Genomic DNA, 17081 nt, shown 5'->3' on the forward strand with positions numbered 1-17081 from the left:
GCCCGCGGGCTGCGCGCGATTTTGCGTCAGGACCCGGACGTGGTGCTGGTGGGGGAAATTCGCGATGGCGAGACGGCGCAGATCGCCGTGCAGGCCTCGTTGACCGGACATCTGGTGCTCTCCACGCTCCATACCAACAGCGCGCTGGGGGCCATTTCGCGTCTGCAGGATATGGGCGTCGAGCCGTTTTTGCTCTCCACGTCGCTGCTGGCCGTCATGTCGCAGCGTCTGGTGCGCCGCCTTTGCCCGCACTGCCGCCAGTCGCAGCCGGCCGATGCGCAAACCGCCGGCCAAATGGCCATCGCCCGCGGAACGCCGCTGTGGCGGGCGGTCGGCTGCGCGGAGTGTAGTTTTACCGGCTATCGCGGACGCACCGGGATCCATGAACTGCTGCGGGTTGACGATCGGGTGCGCATGGCCATCCACCGGGGAGAAAATGAATTAACGCTGATTCAGCAGCTGGGGGCGGACTACACCACTCTGCGGGATGCCGGGCGGGACAAGGTGCTGGCCGGAATCACCAGTTGGGAAGAGGTGGTCAGAGTGACCGAACAGCGCACGGGAGAAGCAGACTAAAATGGCTATCTTTCGCTATCAGGCGCTCGATGAGCATGGCAAAACCCAGCGCGGCGTGCAGCAGGCCGATTCCGCCCGTCACGCCCGCCAGCTGCTGCGAGAAAAAGGCTGGCTGCTCCTTGAGATTCACGCCGTCGCGCAGGCAACGCCGGGCTCCCCTCGATCGCTGCTGACGCGGCGCACCAGTGCCAGCGATCTGGCCTTGCTGACCCGCCAGCTGGCCACGCTGGTGGCGGCCGCCATCCCGCTCGAGAAAGCGCTGGATGCCGTGGCGCAGCAGTGCGAAAAAGCCCCTCTCAGGACCCTGATGGCGGGCGTGCGCGGCAAGGTGCTTGAAGGCCATTCGCTGGCGGAATCCATGCGCGGTTATCCGGGCTGTTTTGATCAGCTGTACTGCGCCATGGTGGCCGCCGGGGAAACTTCCGGTCATCTTGACAGCGTCCTGAACCGACTGGCGGACTATACCGAACAGCGCCAGCAGCTGCGCGCCCGTCTGCTGCAGGCGATGATCTACCCTATCGTCCTGACGCTGGTCGCCATCAGCGTGATCGCCATTTTGCTCTCCACGGTGGTGCCCAAAGTCGTCGATCAGTTTGTCCATATGAAGCAGGCGCTGCCGTTCTCAACCCGCCTGTTGATGGCCCTCAGCGATCTGGTCCGCACCGCCGGCCCCTGGCTGTTGCTGGCGCTGATCGGCGGAGGCCTGCTGCTGCACTACGCCTTACGTCAGCCCACGCGACGTCTGCTGTGGCACAAACAGCTGCTGCGCCTGCCGCTGATCGGTCGGGTCGCCCGCAGCATCAACAGCGCCCGCTATGCCCGAACCTTAAGCATTCTGAACGCCAGCGCCGTTCCGCTGCTGCTGTCGATGCGCATCAGCGCGGAAGTGCTGAGCAACGCGTGGGCACGCCGCCAGCTGGAGGCGGCCACGGAGTCGGTACGCGAAGGCATTAGCCTGCATCGCGCCCTGGAAATGACCGCCCTCTTCCCGCCGATGATGCGCTACATGGTGGCCAGCGGCGAACAGAGCGGAGAACTCAACGGCATGCTCGAACGTGCCGCCGACAACCAGGACCGCGAACTGAGCGCGCAAATTCAGATGGCGCTCAGCCTGTTTGAACCTTTGCTGGTGGTGGCAATGGCTGGAATGGTGCTGTTTATCGTTCTGGCGATCCTGCAACCGATCCTGCAACTCAACACCCTTATGAGTATGTAATTGTCTTAATGGAGAAAAATATGCAACGGCAGCGCGGCTTCACGTTACTGGAAATTATGGTGGTGATTGTCATCCTCGGCATTCTCGCCAGCCTGGTGGTGCCCAACTTAATGGGCAACAAAGAAAAAGCGGATCGCCAGAAGGTGGTCAGCGATCTGGTGGCGCTGGAGGGGGCGCTGGATATGTACAAACTGGACAACAGTCGCTACCCCAATAGCGAGCAGGGTCTCCAGGCGCTGGTCAGCCGGCCTGACGCCGAGCCGCAGGCGCGTAACTACCCGGAGGGCGGCTATATCCGCCGCCTGCCTCAGGATCCGTGGGGCAACGACTATCAGCTGCTCAGCCCCGGCCAGCACGGTCAGATCGACGTATTTAGCGTTGGCCCTGACGGGATGCCGGATACCAATGACGATATTGGCAACTGGAATATCGGGAAAAAATAGTGCGACAGCGCGGCTTCACGTTACTGGAAATGATGCTCATTTTGCTGTTGATGGGCGTCAGCGCGGGCATGGTGATGCTGGCGTTTCCGACATCACGCGAGGATGACGCGGCGCACACTCTTGAGCGATTTCAGACGCAGCTGCGCTTTATCCGCGAACGCGGGCTCCAGACCGGCCAGTTCTTTGGCATCTCGATTCACCCCGATCGCTGGCAGTTTATGCTGCTGCAACCGCGCGATGACGCTGCGGCGAATCCCGCTACGGAGGAGAGCTGGTACGGTTATCGCTGGCTGCCGCTGCCGCCGGGCCGCGTCGCCACCGCAGGCCAGGTCGCATCGGGAAAACTGACCCTGAGCTTCCCGCATGATGCCCAATGGACGCCGGGCGAACAGCCCGATGTCCTGCTGTTTCCCGGCGGCGAAGTCACGCCGTTTCAGCTGCAGATCGGCAGCGCCGAAGGGATTGCCGTCGATGCCCGCGGCGCAATCCGCTCAGCCCGACAGGATGATGGACGATGAAAGCACAATCCGGAATGACGCTCATCGAAGTCATGGTCGCCCTGGTGGTCTTCGCCCTGGCCGGGCTCTCCGTCATGCAGGCGACCCTCCAGCAGACCCGCCACATGGGGCGGATGGAAGAGAAAACCCTCGCCGGCTGGCTCGCCGATAACCAGCTGGTGCAGCTGAAGCTGGAAAACCGCTGGCCGGCGCTGAGCAGCTCGGAAACCGAGGTACAGGCGGCGGGAAGCCGCTGGTATATCCGCTGGCAAGGCGTGGAAACGGAGATCCCGCAGCTACGCGCGCTGGATGTCGAGGTCCGTCACGATAAGCAGGATAAGACCCCGATCGCTTCGCTACGTACCTACGTGACTCAGCCATGATGATACGCACGATGCGCGGTTTTACTCTCGTGGAGATGCTGCTGGCGCTGGCGATTCTGGCGGCGCTGAGCATCGCTGCGATGGCGGTTCTGCAAAACGTCCTCCGCGCCGATAGCCTGACCCGGGAAAAAACGCTGCACGTTGAGGCGCTGCAACGCACCTTCAGCCAGATGGCCGCCGACTTCAATCAGATTATCCCGCGTCGCAGCCGCGAGAGCGCCAGCCTCTTTTTTGCCGGACGTTTTCAGCTCAACAGCGATGACTGGGCGATAGCCTTCAGCCGCAACGGCTGGCCGAATCCGCTGGGGATGCTGCCGCGTTCCGAGATCCAGAACGTCAGCTACCGTCTGCGCCAGCAGCAGCTGGAACGGCTGAGCTATGATCAGCAGGACCCGCTCACCGGCGTCGAACCGACGGTGGACGTCCTGCAAGATGGCATCCAGGCCTTCCGTCTACGCTTCTATGCCAATGGCCGCTGGCAGGAGCGCTGGGACAACACGCAAAGCCTGCCCCTGGGCCTCGAAGTCACCCTGACGCTGGATGGCTACGGGGATATCACGCGCCTGTTTCTGATAACGCCCGGAGCCAGCCAATGAACCACCGACAGCGCGGCGTCGCGCTCCTGATGGTACTGCTGATCCTGACCCTGATGATGGTGCTGGCAAGCGCGATGACCGAGCGTACGGCGCGCCTCTATCAGCAAACCGCCACCACCCTCGATAACCTGCAGGCGAAATGGTATGCGCTAGGCGCGGAAACCATGGCCGCCGCGCTGCTTCAGCGCGATGCGCTGGACTCCCCGAACCAAACCCATCTGGCGCAAAACTGGGCGCAGGAAGGACGCCGCTTCACGGTCAACGACGGCGAGATTAACGCGACCATCACCGATGGCCAGGCCTGCTTTAACCTCAATGCTATCAACCACGGCAGCGGCGAGGAAAGCGAAGCGATCCCCTGGCCGGCGCGCGCCTTTACCCGCCTGCTGGAAAACCTCGGCGAAGAGCCGCTACAGGCGCTTCAGCTCACCGCCGCGCTGCGCGACTGGATCGATGGCGACCGGGAACCGCGCCTCAACGGCGGCGAAGATGAGGTATACATGGCGCGCTCGCCGGGATACCTCGCCGCGAATCAGAAGATCCAGGACGTCAGCGAACTGCGGCTGATTGCCGGAATGGACGCCGCGCTGTATCTGCGCCTGCTGCCCTTTGTTTGCGCCCTGCCGGACGACGCCCTGCAGCTCAACGTAAATACGCTCAGGGTAGACCAGGCCCCGCTGCTGATGGCGCTCTTTCCTACCGGCGTCAATCTCCAGCAGGCGCGCCAGCTGCTGCAGGATCGCCCGCGCAGCGGCTGGAACAGCGTTGCCGCTTTCCTGGCCCTGCCAGCTTTACAGCAAAGCGATACCGCCGCCGCCCGCCCGTGGCTGACGGTTCACAGTCAACGGTTTGTGGCCGCCTTCACCGTGGTGATGGGCAGCACGCGTTATCAGCAGCGGAGTGTCCTGCAAAAAGAAGGTCGTACTTTCCGTATTATCCAGCGGCATTATGGACTCTATAGGGTGGCCGATGAATCACGATAAAACCGCACAGCGAGAGATGCTCATTGTGCGTCTTGCTGCCCCCGAGCGCCCCGTCGCCTGGCGACTGGTCTGCCCGGGTGACCCGCAACGGGAAGCCTGCGGCGAGTGGTCCGCCACCGGCGCTGACGCTACGCTCCCCGAACTGGCGCAACGCTATCCCGCCTGGGTACTGGTCCCGGCCAGCGACTGCGCCTTCCACCACGTCACGCTCCCGGCGGGTCTGCGCAAAGCTCCACAACAGGTGGTGCCGTTTTTACTGGAAGAGCAGCTGGCCACCGACGTCGACGAGACCCACTTCGCCCTGCTCCACCGTCAGCGTGAGCGCTGTGCCGTCGCGGCGATAGCGCGGCAGAAGATGGCCGCCTGGCTCGCCCGCTGCGACGAACTACGGCTTCATATTCTCGCGCTGACGCCGGATGTATTGACGCTGCCCTGCCTCCCCGATCGCTGGAGCGCGGTACAGGCCGATGACCAATGGCTGATTCGCCAGGACGCCTGGTGCGGGATGGCGGTAGAAACCCCGTGGCTTGCGGAAGTACTCGCGGCCTGGGAAACGCTGCCGCCGATCGATTGCTATTCCCCACCGCCTGCCATCTCCGCCCCCTGGCACGCGCTCGCACCGCAGGATGTGCTCGCTCTGGCGGCGGCGAACCCGGCGGCCCGGCAGATCTGTTTACGTCAGGGGACCTTTGCACCAAAGCGTCGCTGGCAGCCGGCCGGCCGGCGCTGGCGCCCGACGCTCGCCGCGGCGGCAGCGCTGATGCTGCTGTGGAGCACCAATGCCGTGCTTGACCACCTTGCCCTGAGCCGCCAGGCGGATGCGGTCCAGGAGGCCAGCCGGGCGTTTTATCGCCAGTGGTTCAAAAACGATAAAAATGTTATCAACCCGCGCCTGCAGATGCAGCAGCACCTGCACCAGTTGGAAGCGACAACCGCCGCCTCACCGCTGGCCGCCCATATTCGCAGCTTGCAAAATATGGTCTCCGACACCCCGGGGATTCAGCTGCGGTCGTTGACCTGGGATGCCGCGCGCAATGCGCTTCAGCTCGATATTTCGGCGGTTTCTTCACGGGCGCTGGAGCAGTTCACCACCCGCGCACAGGCCGGTTTTCGCGTGCGGACTGGAGAAATGAAGCCCCGCCCCGACGGAATTGAAGGGCGTCTGACGCTGGAGGGCAACGATGGCTGATTGGGTTATGTTATGGCAACAGCGCACCCGTCGCGAACAGCGCCTGTTAATCGGCATGGGCCTGCTGCTGGCGGTGGGCATCATCTGGTACGCGCTCTGGCAGCCGTGGCTCAGTCGGGAAGCCCGCTGGCAACAAACGCTCGTCAGAGAGCAGGCAACCCTGCGCTGGATGCAGCAGCAAACGCCCCGGCTCCAGCAGCTAGCCCGCCAGACACCGGGGGCCGCGACCGCGACGAAGGAGGATCTCTCCGCCGCCATCATGCGTGAAGCCACCCGCCTGGAGCTGGCGATTGTCCGGCTACAGCCGCAGGGCGCCCGGGTGAACGTGACCTTGCCGGCCTGCACTTTTCAGGCGCTGATGACATGGCTGGACGCCCTCGCCCGCCAGGGCATCTTCGCCTCTTCTCTGGCCGTCAGCGCTCAACCGACGCAACCCGGTTGGGTGACGGTGACGACCCTGGTGCTGGAGCGTCCGCATGCCCCGTAAAGTCGCGTTCGGCCTGCTGCTCGCGGGAATGTATCTGTGTTGGCTGCTGTTGACCGCGCCGGCCCGTCTGCTGACTTTCGCCCTGCCGGACGGCGTCAGAGTCGGCGAGCTCAGCGGAACCGTTTGGCACGGTGAGGCCCGGCAGTTAGCCTGGCGCGGCGTTCGCCTCGCCCACCTTCGCTGGACGCTGACCTTCTCTTCCGGCCTTCCCGGCTGGCGGGTCACGCTCGACGATCCCGACGGCTTACGCGGACACGTCTCGCTCTATGGAATGACCACGCTCCGCTTGCAGAACGGCCTTTTGATCATCCCCGCCAACCTTGCCAGGCGCTGGCTCACGCCGGCGCTGCCGGCCGAGGCCAGCGGCCAGATCGCCCTGAACCTGTCGGAAGGTCGCTTTAACCAGGCCGGCTGCCAGCAGGTGTCCGGCGGCCGCCTGCAGTGGCAGGAAGCGCAGCTAAGCTCCCCGGCCGGCTCCCTCGAGCTGGCCCGCGTAAGCGGCAAATTTAGCTGCACGCCCGCAGGGGCGCTGGCGCTCACCCTCAGCCAGGACTCTCATCAGCTCAGCCTCACTGGCCAGGGCACCCTGAGCCCCGATGGTCGCTACGCCTTTCACGGCAAGCTGCAGACACGTCAGTCAACCCCAGCCCTCCTCACCCTGCTCGTTGCCCAACATCAGCGCCAGGATGAGCAGGGACGCATCCCCTGGCAACTGCAGGGGAAATGGTAATCACAGGAGACATCATGACGCTACTTAGCGCATTTTCGTTGCAGTTCCCCCTGTTATGGGGCGGATTTTTGTTTATTTTCGGCCTGACGTTTGGCAGCTTTTTTAACGTGGTTATCCACCGTTTGCCGCTGATGATGCGGCAGGAAGAGTCCGCACGATTCAACCTGTGCGTTCCCGCCTCCTTCTGCCCCCAGTGCCAGCGGCCTCTCATCTGGCGGGATAACATTCCTCTGCTCAGCTATCTCTCACTCAAAGGACGCGCCCGCTGCTGCCAGGCGCCCATTTCCCAGCGCTATCCGCTGACGGAACTGGCCAGCGGACTGCTATTTGTGCTGGCCGGATATCTCCTGACGCCGGGGTTACCGCTGTTGGGGGGTCTGATCCTGCTCTCCACGCTGCTGGTGCTGGCGATCATCGACGGCCAGACTCAGCTCCTGCCGGATCGGCTGACTCTGCCGCTGCTGTGGGCCGGTCTGCTGTTTAATCTCAACGGCACGTTTGTTCCGCTCAGCGAAGCGGTGATCGGCGCCATGACGGGCTATTTATCGCTGTGGACGGTTTACTGGCTGTTTCGCCTGTTGACCGGCAAAGAGGCGCTCGGATACGGAGATTTTAAGTTGCTGGCGGCACTCGGCGCATGGTCAGGCTGGCAGATCCTGCCGCAGACGCTGCTGTGCGCCTCGGCCAGCGGCCTGATCTGGACCTTGCTGCAACGGCGGATCACCCTCCAGTCCCTGGATCAGCCGCTGGCCTTCGGCCCCTGGCTGGCGCTGGCGGGCAGCGGCCTGTTTCTGTGGACTCAGACGCTGTAACCGGAGCTCGACAAGCCCGGTTACGAATACTTTTTGGTGCGCCGCGTCGGCGCGGTATTGGCCGGGTCGTCCGGCCAGACATGTTTGGGATAACGCCCCTTCATCTCTTTTTGCACCTCGCGATAGGTCCCCTGCCAGAAAGCGCTGAGGTCGCGGGTAATCTGCAGCGGACGCTGCGCAGGCGACAGCAGCTCCAGCACCAGCGCGATCCGGCCCTGGGCTATCGTCGGCGTGGCGGCTTCGCCGAACATCTCCTGCATACGTACCGCCAGCGCGGGCGGATTATCGGCATGGTAGCGGATCGCTATCCGGCTCCCGGTCGGCACCGTGTAATGGGTTGGCAGTTCGCTGTCCAGCTTCTGTCGCAATGACCACGGCAGCCAGTTTTGTAGCGCCTGGCGTACATCCAACGCTTTCAGCGCGCGCAGCGAGTGCACTCCGCTCATCTGCGGTAGCAGCCAGGCTTCAAGCGAGTCCAGTAGCGAGGCGTCGTCGACGGCCGGCCACGCCTCTTCTGGCAGCCATTGTGCCGCGCAGAGCAGGCGCAGACGCAGCTGTTCGGCTTCCGGCGTCCAGTTAAGCACGCCGAGGCCCTTATCGCGGATGCCGTTGAGCATCGCCTGATGCAGCTCCTCTTCCGAGGGTTTCGCCAGCGGCTGGGTTTTTAACACCAGTTGACCGATACAGGTACGTCGCCAGGCCTTCAGCGTCCCCTGCGCCTCATCCCATTCGACGGTATCGGAACGCTGCGCCAACCCGGGGCACTGCGCCAGCAGCGCATTGACATCCAGCGGCAGCGCCAGGAGGATCCGCGCGTCCGGCGAGGCGCTTCCCTGCAGGAGCAGAGGCGCAATCAGCCATTCGTGGCGCCCGAGCGCATCGTCGGCGTCCAGCATCGCCCCCATCCCGTTGGCGAGCTGATAGCGCCCTTCCTGACCGCGGCGACGGGCGATCCGGTCGACAAATGCCGGCGCCAGCAGCGGCGCCAGGCGCTGTGCATCGGGCTGACCATCACGGCTGCCCAGCCGCTTCAAAAGCTGCTGCGCCCGCTGCTGCCAGTTCGGCTGCTGGCGGGCAAACGCCGCGCCGAGATCGCTGTTTCCGCCGCGCGGAGGCTCTTCGAGGATCGCCGCCAGTTTCGCCGCGGTCGCCGCATCATCCGGATCGGCTGCCGCCGTCAACATGGCCGCGAGACGCGGGTCATTACCCAGGGTGGCCATTTGGCGCCCGCGCGCCGATAACCTGTCGCCCTCCAGCGCCGATAGCGCCGTCAGCAAGCGTCGGGCCGCTGCCAGGTTTGCCTCAGGCGGTAAATCGAGCCAGTGCAGCTGCGCCGGATCGCGGCATCCCCACTGTAAAAGCTCCAGCAGCAGCGCTGAGAGATCGCTGTGCAGTATCTCAGGATCGCTCTGTGCCGCCGCGCGTTCCGCCTGTTCTTTGCCGATTAAATGCAGACAAATCCCCGGCTCCAGACGGCCGGCGCGACCGGCGCGTTGGGTCATTGACGCCTGGCTGATGCGTTGCGTAATCAGTCGGGTTAAGCCGGTACGGGCATCAAAGCGGGCGACGCGCTCCTGGGCGCTATCGACCACCAGCCGGATGCCTTCGATGGTTAAGCTGGTCTCGGCGATATTGGTCGCCAGCACCACTTTGCGCTGACCTTCGGCGGCCGGGAGAATCGCTTTACGCTGCTCGCTCAGCGGCAGCGCACCGTACAGCGGACAGAGCACCACATCGTCGGCCACCCGTTCGGCCAGCTGCGCCTGCACCCGCTGAATTTCCCCCACGCCCGGGAGGAACAGCAGCATCGAGCCGCGCTCCTGGCGCAGCAGTTCCGCAGCGGCGATGGCGACCGCTTCATCGAAACGCTGATGCGCGGCAAGCGCCTGAAAGCGTTTTTCCACCGGGAACGCATGCCCTTCAGAGCAGATTGTCGGCGCCGAAGGCAGCAGCCGCTGCAGACGATCGTTATCCAGCGTCGCTGACATAATCAGCAGTTTAAGATCCTCCCGTAGCCCCTGCTGGACATCCAGCAGCAGCGCCAGCGCCAGATCCGCCTGCAGGCTGCGCTCGTGGAACTCATCGAGGATCACCAGCCCGACGCCGCTCAGTTCGGGATCGTGCTGGATCATCCGCGTCAGAATGCCTTCAGTCACTACCTCCAGTCGCGTATTCGGTCCGATGCAGGTTTCCGCGCGCATCCGGTAGCCGACGGTCACCCCCGGTTTCTCACCCAGCAGCTCCGCCAGACGTTGTGCCACGTTGCGGGCGGCTAATCGCCGCGGCTCCAGCAGAATAATGCGCCCGTCGATATGGCCATCGGCGAGTATTTGCAGCGGCAGCCAGGTCGATTTCCCGGCGCCGGTTGGCGCATTGAGCAATACCTGCGGCGCCTGCTGCAGTGCGGAAAGAAGTTCAGGGAGGACGGCGGCAACCGGCAATTGGGACACGAATGGCTCCGGAGGTTAACATTTGAGGGCAAGCATTGTAGCATCCTGATAATTCATTACCGAGTCTCTATCATGTCCGAGCCGAAAAGGCTGTTTTTCGCCCTTGAGCTGCCTGCTGAAGCCCAGCGGCAAATCGTTCACTGGCGCGCGGCGAACTTTCCGGAAGATGCCGGACGGCCGGTGGCCGCAGATAACCTGCACCTGACGCTGGCCTTTCTCGGCGAAGTCAGCGCGGACAAGCAGCGTGCGCTGGCGGCGCTGGCCGGGCGCATCCGCCAGCCCGGTTTTACGCTCACGCTCGACGATGCCGGCCAGTGGCTGCGTTCCCGCGTGGTGTGGCTCGGCACCCGCCGGCCTCCGCGCGGCCTGCTACAGCTGGCTAACATGCTGCGCGCCCAGGCGGCACGTAGCGGCTGCTATCAAAGCCCGCAGCCGTTTCATCCGCATATCACCCTGCTGCGCGAAGCCCGCCACGCGGTGCCCATTCCGCCGCCGGGCTTCAGCTGGACTTTTGCCGTCAGTGAGTTTGTGCTTTATGAATCCCGTTTTTCCCGCGGACGCACCCGCTATACCGCGCTGGAACGTTATCCCTTTAACAAGGAAAGCTGATGCAGTTCACTCCACCTTTACAATCCGCCATCCTGATTAAGCGTTACAAACGGTTTTTGGCGGATGTGGTCACCCCCGACGGTCGGGAGCTTACGCTACACTGCCCGAATACCGGCGCGATGACCGGCTGCGCGACCCCCGGCGATACCGTCTGGTACTCCACGTCGGATAACCCGAAACGCAAATACGCCCATACCTGGGAATTAACGCAAACCCAGCGGGGCGCAATAATTTGTGTTAATACTTTACGCGCGAATATACTGGCAAAAGAGGCGATACTTGCGGGGAGCATTGTCGAACTTTCTGGATATAACACGCTGAAAAGTGAAGTAAAATACGGCGAGGAAAAGAGTCGTATCGATATTATGTTACAGGCAGAAGAGCGACAAAACTGCTATATTGAAGTGAAATCGGTTACGTTGGCGGAAAATGAAAGCGGTTATTTCCCCGATGCTGTGACCGAGCGCGGTCAAAAGCACCTTCGGGAGCTGATGAGCGTGGCGGCGGCAGGCGACCGGGCCGTAATCTTGTTCGCCGTGCTCCATTCGGCGATCGACCGTTTCTCACCCGCGCATCATATTGATGCCAGATACGCACAGCTGTTGATTGAGGCGCAAACCAAGGGGGTAGAAATTCTCGTTTATAAAGCGGAACTTTCTACTGAAATGATGACTCTGAATAAGCCGATTACCGCGGTGTTAACCCCCGGTAAATAAACGGCTAAATTGTGTCCGGGTCGCGAGCGCAAATACGCTTTTCTTCACAGGGTTGTCAAGTGTAACGTTTAGATAATTGCTATCCGGAAAAGCATCTGCTATTTATAGCGGCCTGATTTTTCCCCCAACATGGGGATCGATAGTGCGTGTTAAGGAGAAGCAACATGCAAGAAGGGCAAAACCGTAAAACATCGTCCCTGAGTATTCTCGCCATCGCTGGGGTGGAGCCATATCAAGAGAAGCCGGGCGAAGAGTATATGAACGAAGCCCAGCTGGCGCACTTCAGGCGTATTCTTGAAGCATGGCGTAATCAACTCAGGGATGAAGTGGATCGCACCGTATCGCACATGCAGGATGAAGCAGCTAACTTCCCGGATCCGGTAGACCGTGCCGCTCAGGAAGAAGAATTCAGCCTGGAACTGCGTAACCGCGACCGCGAACGTAAACTGATCAAAAAGATCGAGAAAACGCTGAAGAAAGTCGAAGACGAGGATTTCGGCTTCTGCGAATCCTGTGGCGTTGAGATTGGCATTCGCCGTCTGGAAGCGCGTCCGACCGCTGACCTGTGCATCGACTGCAAAACGCTGGCGGAAATTCGCGAAAAGCAGATGGCTGGCTAATCCGCTTCGCTATCGTATCTCCGGCGGGAGTCTCTCCCGCCTACATGTTTTATTAGTCACCCATGAATGACTCACACTATATTGGCCGCTTTGCCCCCTCACCTTCCGGCGAACTCCACTTCGGCTCTCTGATTGCCGCACTCGGCAGCTATCTTCAGGCCCGTGCGCAAAACGGTATCTGGCGCGTACGCATTGAAGATATCGATCCGCCGCGTGAAGTCCCCGGCGCCGCCAGTACGATTCTGCGCCAGCTGGAGCACTACGGCCTGCACTGGGACGGCGAAGTGCTGTGGCAGTCGCAGCGTCACGAAGCCTACCGCGAGCGGCTGGCCTGGCTGCATGAACAGGGGCTTTGCTATTACTGCACCTGTACCCGGGCCCGTATTCACGCCGTCGGCGGCGTGTATGACGGCCACTGCCGCGATTTACGACTCGGCGCCAACGACGCCGCCCTGCGCTTACGTCAGACGCGACCGGTCCTCGCGTTTTATGACCGTCTGCGCGGTACCCTCGTCGCCGATGAGGCGCTGGCGCGGGAAGATTTCATTATCCACCGCCGCGACGGTCTGTTCGCCTATAATCTTGCGGTGGTCGTGGACGATCATTTCCAGGGAGTCAGCGAAATCGTCCGCGGGGCGGATCTTATCGAACCGACGGTGCGCCAGATTTCGCTGTATCAGCATTTTGGCTGGCAGGCTCCGGACTATGTCCATCTGCCGCTGGCGGTGAATGCCCAGGGGAATAAACTCTCCAAACAAAACCACGCCCCGGCGCTGCCGGAGGGCGATCCGCGTCCCGAAATTATGCGGGCGTTAATGTTTCTTAATCAGGATATTGAGCAGGAATGGCGAGCGTTAAGTATTGAGGATTTACTGAAGAATGCGGTAGCCAACTGGGACCTGCAAAAAATCCAGCATTCTCAAATGACTCTCGCTGAGCTATGATTAGCCGCTATTTTTTGTCCTGAAGTCCGTCTGACACTACGAGGTGCAACATTTTTACCCGAGTCGCTAATTTTTGCCGTAAGGTGCTAAGCCGTGAAGAGCGCGACGCAGAAGCCGCCGTTGAACAAACGCATATGACGGTTATCCCGCGTGAACAGCATGCAATTTCCCGCAAAGATATCAGTGATAATGCCCTCAAGGTGCTCTATCGACTGAACAAGGCGGGCTATGAAGCCTATCTCGTCGGCGGTGGCGTACGTGACCTTCTGCTTGGTAAAAAACCTAAAGATTTTGACGTGACAACCAGCGCGACGCCGGATCAGGTTCGTAAACTGTTCCGCAACTGTCGTCTGGTGGGTCGTCGTTTCCGCCTGGCGCACGTGATGTTCGGGCCGGAAATCATCGAAGTCGCCACCTTCCGCGGCCACCATGAAGGGCACACCACCGATCGTGTGACTTCACAGCGCGGCCAGAACGGGATGCTGCTGCGCGACAACATCTTCGGATCGATCGAAGAAGATGCCCAGCGTCGCGACTTCACCATTAACAGCCTGTATTACAGCGTGGCCGATTTTACCGTGCGCGACTACGTCGGCGGCATGAAAGATCTGCAGGAGGGCATGATTCGCCTGATTGGCGATCCGGAAACCCGCTACCGCGAAGATCCGGTCCGCATGCTGCGCGCTGTGCGCTTTGCCGCCAAGCTGAATATGAACATCAGCGCGGAAACCGCCGAGCCGATTCCGCGTCTTGCCGCGCTGCTCCATGACGTTCCCCCGGCGCGTCTGTTCGAAGAAGTGCTGAAGCTGCTGCAGGCGGGCTATGGCTATGATACCTACATGCTGCTGCGCGAATATAACCTGTTCCAGCCGCTGTTCCCGACCATCACCCGCTACTTTACCGAGCGCGGCGATAGCCCGATGGAACACATCATTACCCAGGTGCTGAAGAATACCGATAACCGCATCCATAACGATATGCGCGTTAACCCGGCGTTCCTGTTTGCGGTCATGTTCTGGTATCCGCTGCTGGAAATGGCGCAGAAAATCACCCAGGAGAGCGGTCTGGCCTACAACGACGCTTTCGCGCTGGCGATGAACGATGTGCTGGATGAAGCCTGCCGTACGCTGGCCATTCCGAAGCGTATTACCACTCTGGTACGCGATATCTGGCAGCTGCAGCTGCGCATGTCCCGCCGCCAGGGCAAACGCGCCTGGAAGCTGATGGAACATCCGAAATTCCGCGCCGCCTACGATCTGCTGGAGCTGCGTGCCGGCGCCGAGAAAAATGGCGAACTGCAGCGTCTGACCAAATGGTGGGGCGAGTTCCAGGTTGCCGCGCCGCCAGATCAAAAAGAGATGCTTAACGAGCTCGATGACGAACCCGCACCGCGCCGCCGCCATCGTCGCCCGCGTAAACGCACCCCGCGTCAGGGTGGCGCATGACCCGCGTCTACATCGCGATCGGCAGCAATCTGGCTTCTCCTCTGGAGCAGGTCAACGCTGCCGTGACGGCGCTGGCTGCCATTCCAGACAGCCGGATGGTTGCGGTCTCCTCTTTTTACCGCACGCCGCCGCTGGGGCCGCAGGATCAGCCTGACTACCTCAATGCCGCCGTCGCCCTGGAGACGGAACTGCAGGCTGAAGCCTTGCTGGAGCATACCCAGCGCATCGAGCTGCAGCAGGGCCGTCAACGCAAAGCCGAACGCTGGGGCCCTCGTACGCTGGATCTCGATATCATGCTGTTTGGCGATGCCGTGATTAACAGCGAGCGCCTGACGGTACCGCACTACGATATGAAAAACCGCGGCTTTATGCTGTGGCCGCTGTATGAGATTGCCCCGACGCTTCATTTCCCCGACGGCGCCACTCTGCGCCAGGCGCTGGAAAACCTCGGCGCCGAAAAGCCGGCGATCTGGTAGTTCCCCCTTCCCCATTTTTAGCCATTACGGCGATCGTCGTTATCGGTTGCCTAAAACCATTGCCCCTCTGAATGCTGCTGTTAGAATGCCGGTTAATATGACTTTCATCATCAGGAAACGTTATGAAACCGACCACTATCGCCCTGCTGCAGAAATGCAAACAGGAGAAGCAGCGCTTCGCCACCATCACCGCCTATGACTACAGCTTTGCGAAGCTGTTTGCCGATGAAGGGATCAACGTGATGCTGGTAGGTGACTCGCTGGGTATGACGGTGCAAGGGCACGACTCGACCTTGCCGGTGACCGTGGAAGATATCGCCTACCACACCCAGGCGGTACGTCGCGGCGCCCCCCATTGCCTGCTGCTCGCTGACCTGCCGTTTATGGCCTACGCCACCCCGGAACAGACCTTCGCTAACGCCGCCATTGTGATGCGCGCAGGCGCCAACATGGTTAAGCTTGAAGGCGGCGCCTGGCTTGCGGAAACGGTGAAAATGCTGGCGGAACGCGCGGTGCCGGTTTGCGGCCACCTTGGTCTGACCCCACAGTCGGTCAATATTTTCGGCGGCTATAAAGTGCAGGGCCGCGGCGACGCGGCGCAGGCGCTGTTCGACGACGCGCTGGCACTGGAAGCGGCTGGCGCACAGCTGCTGGTCCTTGAGTGCGTCCCGGTCGAGCTGGCTCAACGTATCACCGAGGCGTTAACCATTCCGGTTATCGGCATTGGTGCGGGTAACGTCACCGACGGCCAGATCCTCGTGATGCATGACGCTTTCGGGATCACCGGCGGCCATATCCCTAAGTTCGCTAAAAATTTCCTCGCTGAAGCGGGCGACATGCGCGCCGCAGTGCGGCAGTATATTGCCGACGTGGAGTCCGGCGTTTATCCGGGCGAAGAACACAGTTTCCATTAAGGAGTCTTGTTGTGCTGATTATTGAATCCCTGCCGCTGCTGCGCCAGCATATCCGCCGTTTGCGCCAGGAAGGTAAGCGTATCGCGCTGGTTCCCACTATGGGCAACCTGCACGACGGTCATATGCAGCTGGTGGATACCGCAAAAGCCAGCGCCGATGTCGTGGTGGTCAGTATTTTCGTCAACCCGATGCAGTTCGATCGTCCTGACGATCTGTCGCGCTATCCGCGTACGCTGCAGGATGATTGCGAAAAGCTGAACAAACGTAAGGTGGATTTTGTTTTCGCCCCCGCGCCGGCAGAGATCTATCCGCACGGTACCGAAAACCAGACCTGCGTGGATGTACCGGGGCTGTCGACCATGCTTGAGGGTGCCAGTCGTCCGGGCCACTTCCGCGGCGTATCGACCATCGTCAGCAAGCTGTTTAACCTGGTCCAGCCGGATGTCGCCTGCTTTGGCGAGAAGGACTTCCAGCAGCTGGCGCTGATTCGTAAAATGGTCGCCGACATGGGTTACGATATTGAGATAATCGGCGTGCCGATTATTCGTGCTAAAGATGGTTTGGCGCTGAGCTCACGCAACGGCTACCTCACCGCAGAGCAGCGTAAAATTGCGCCGGGCCTGTACAAAGTGCTGAGCGCCGTCGCCGATAAGCTTGCCGCCGGTGAACGTAACCTGGATGAAATCATTACCCTTGCCGGGCAGGAGCTGAACGAGAAAGGCTTCCGCGCCGACGACATCCAGATCCGGGATGCGGATACGCTGCTGGAGCTGACGGAAACCAGTCAACGTGCGGTGATCCTGATGGCCGCATGGCTGGGACAGGCGCGGTTGATCGATAACCAAATCGTCGAACTGGGTCAGTAGACAAGGGTTAAAAATCTGGCAATATTGCCGGACATTTACTCAAAGCGGATGTCATGTCCGCTTCGTATCATTTAAGGTATAGACCCTGACTACTCCGCTTGCAGACCGGCGGCAGGCAAGAGCACTACC

At 61.3% G+C, this 17081-nt stretch carries 20 protein-coding genes; 19 read left to right on the forward strand and 1 reads right to left on the reverse strand.

What is annotated here, in order from left to right; translation table 11 throughout:
* The 11 genes from GRPL_RS25165 to GRPL_RS25115 form a co-directional block, all read left to right on the forward strand.
* Window positions 1–576: GspE/PulE family protein (locus GRPL_RS25165; RefSeq protein WP_032698122.1), on the forward strand; the 576-nt coding region annotated here is incomplete at its 5' end.
* A 1-nt stretch (window position 577) separates the two neighbouring features.
* Window positions 578–1792 carry a type II secretion system inner membrane protein GspF gene (gene gspF / locus GRPL_RS25160; RefSeq protein ID WP_032698123.1) on the forward strand — a complete coding sequence of 405 codons (1215 nt, stop codon included), beginning with the start codon at window positions 578–580 and terminating at the stop codon, window positions 1790–1792.
* A 20-nt stretch (window positions 1793–1812) separates the two neighbouring features.
* Complete coding sequence (gene gspG, locus GRPL_RS25155) at window positions 1813–2235, forward strand: type II secretion system major pseudopilin GspG (protein WP_032697285.1); 423 nt, start codon at window positions 1813–1815, stop codon at window positions 2233–2235.
* A complete protein-coding gene (gene gspH / locus GRPL_RS25150) occupies window positions 2235–2753 on the forward strand; it encodes a type II secretion system minor pseudopilin GspH (RefSeq protein ID WP_032689433.1) in 519 nt (172 codons plus the stop codon). The genes gspG and gspH overlap by 1 nt, the downstream gene beginning before the upstream one ends.
* A complete protein-coding gene (gene gspI, locus GRPL_RS25145) occupies window positions 2750–3115 on the forward strand; it encodes a type II secretion system minor pseudopilin GspI (RefSeq protein WP_032698124.1) in 366 nt (121 codons plus the stop codon). The genes gspH and gspI overlap by 4 nt, the downstream gene beginning before the upstream one ends.
* The gene (gene gspJ / locus GRPL_RS25140; RefSeq protein WP_032697303.1) at window positions 3115–3711 is read left to right on the forward strand and encodes a type II secretion system minor pseudopilin GspJ; all 597 of its coding nucleotides are present in this window, start codon (window positions 3115–3117) and stop codon (window positions 3709–3711) included. The genes gspI and gspJ overlap by 1 nt, the downstream gene beginning before the upstream one ends.
* Complete coding sequence (gene gspK, locus GRPL_RS25135) at window positions 3708–4694, forward strand: type II secretion system minor pseudopilin GspK (RefSeq protein WP_032698125.1); 987 nt, start codon at window positions 3708–3710, stop codon at window positions 4692–4694. The genes gspJ and gspK overlap by 4 nt, the downstream gene beginning before the upstream one ends.
* On the forward strand, window positions 4681–5883 hold the full coding sequence (gene gspL / locus GRPL_RS25130; protein ID WP_032698126.1) for a type II secretion system protein GspL: 1203 nt from the start codon (window positions 4681–4683) through the stop codon (window positions 5881–5883). Before gspK ends, gspL begins: the two co-directional genes overlap by 14 nt.
* Complete coding sequence (locus GRPL_RS25125) at window positions 5876–6370, forward strand: type II secretion system protein M (protein ID WP_032698127.1); 495 nt, start codon at window positions 5876–5878, stop codon at window positions 6368–6370. Before gspL ends, GRPL_RS25125 begins: the two co-directional genes overlap by 8 nt.
* Complete coding sequence (locus GRPL_RS25120; RefSeq protein WP_032698128.1) at window positions 6360–7100, forward strand: type II secretion system protein N; 741 nt, start codon at window positions 6360–6362, stop codon at window positions 7098–7100. Before GRPL_RS25125 ends, GRPL_RS25120 begins: the two co-directional genes overlap by 11 nt.
* A 14-nt stretch (window positions 7101–7114) precedes the next feature.
* Window positions 7115–7912: a prepilin peptidase gene (locus tag GRPL_RS25115; RefSeq protein WP_032689439.1), complete on the forward strand. Its 798-nt coding sequence runs from the start codon at window positions 7115–7117 to the stop codon at window positions 7910–7912.
* A 20-nt stretch (window positions 7913–7932) separates the two neighbouring features.
* Here GRPL_RS25115 and hrpB read toward each other — a convergent pair whose 3' ends face one another.
* Window positions 7933–10362 carry an ATP-dependent helicase HrpB gene (gene hrpB, locus GRPL_RS25110; RefSeq protein WP_032698129.1) on the reverse strand — a complete coding sequence of 810 codons (2430 nt, stop codon included), beginning with the start codon at window positions 10360–10362 and terminating at the stop codon, window positions 7933–7935.
* Window positions 10363–10434: 72 nt separating this feature from the next.
* On the opposite strand from hrpB, the gene thpR reads away from it, so the two are divergent.
* From thpR to panC, 8 genes are all read left to right on the forward strand, one after another.
* The gene (gene thpR, locus GRPL_RS25105) at window positions 10435–10971 is read left to right on the forward strand and encodes an RNA 2',3'-cyclic phosphodiesterase (protein WP_032689441.1); all 537 of its coding nucleotides are present in this window, start codon (window positions 10435–10437) and stop codon (window positions 10969–10971) included.
* Window positions 10971–11687, forward strand: coding sequence for a DNA/RNA nuclease SfsA (gene sfsA, locus GRPL_RS25100; protein WP_032689442.1), 717 nt, complete (start codon window positions 10971–10973; stop codon window positions 11685–11687). Before thpR ends, sfsA begins: the two co-directional genes overlap by 1 nt.
* 164 nt (window positions 11688–11851) lie before the next feature.
* On the forward strand, window positions 11852–12307 hold the full coding sequence (dksA, locus tag GRPL_RS25095) for an RNA polymerase-binding protein DksA (RefSeq protein ID WP_032689443.1): 456 nt from the start codon (window positions 11852–11854) through the stop codon (window positions 12305–12307).
* A gap of 62 nt (window positions 12308–12369) precedes the next feature.
* Window positions 12370–13251 carry a tRNA glutamyl-Q(34) synthetase GluQRS gene (gluQRS, locus tag GRPL_RS25090; protein ID WP_032698130.1) on the forward strand — a complete coding sequence of 294 codons (882 nt, stop codon included), beginning with the start codon at window positions 12370–12372 and terminating at the stop codon, window positions 13249–13251.
* Window positions 13252–13301: 50 nt separating this feature from the next.
* Window positions 13302–14696, forward strand: coding sequence for a polynucleotide adenylyltransferase PcnB (gene pcnB / locus GRPL_RS25085; RefSeq protein WP_071824645.1), 1395 nt, complete (start codon window positions 13302–13304; stop codon window positions 14694–14696).
* Entirely contained in the window at window positions 14693–15172 is a 480-nt protein-coding gene (gene folK, locus GRPL_RS25080) for a 2-amino-4-hydroxy-6-hydroxymethyldihydropteridine diphosphokinase (protein ID WP_032698131.1), read from the forward strand. Before pcnB ends, folK begins: the two co-directional genes overlap by 4 nt.
* Window positions 15173–15294: 122 nt before the next feature.
* A complete protein-coding gene (gene panB / locus GRPL_RS25075) occupies window positions 15295–16086 on the forward strand; it encodes a 3-methyl-2-oxobutanoate hydroxymethyltransferase (protein WP_004858008.1) in 792 nt (263 codons plus the stop codon).
* An 11-nt stretch (window positions 16087–16097) separates the two neighbouring features.
* The gene (panC, locus tag GRPL_RS25070; RefSeq protein WP_032689446.1) at window positions 16098–16952 is read left to right on the forward strand and encodes a pantoate--beta-alanine ligase; all 855 of its coding nucleotides are present in this window, start codon (window positions 16098–16100) and stop codon (window positions 16950–16952) included.
* Window positions 16953–17081 lie beyond the last annotated feature (129 nt).

Source organism: Klebsiella planticola ATCC 33531 (assembly GCF_000735435.1).
GTDB lineage: Bacteria > Pseudomonadota > Gammaproteobacteria > Enterobacterales > Enterobacteriaceae > Klebsiella > Klebsiella planticola.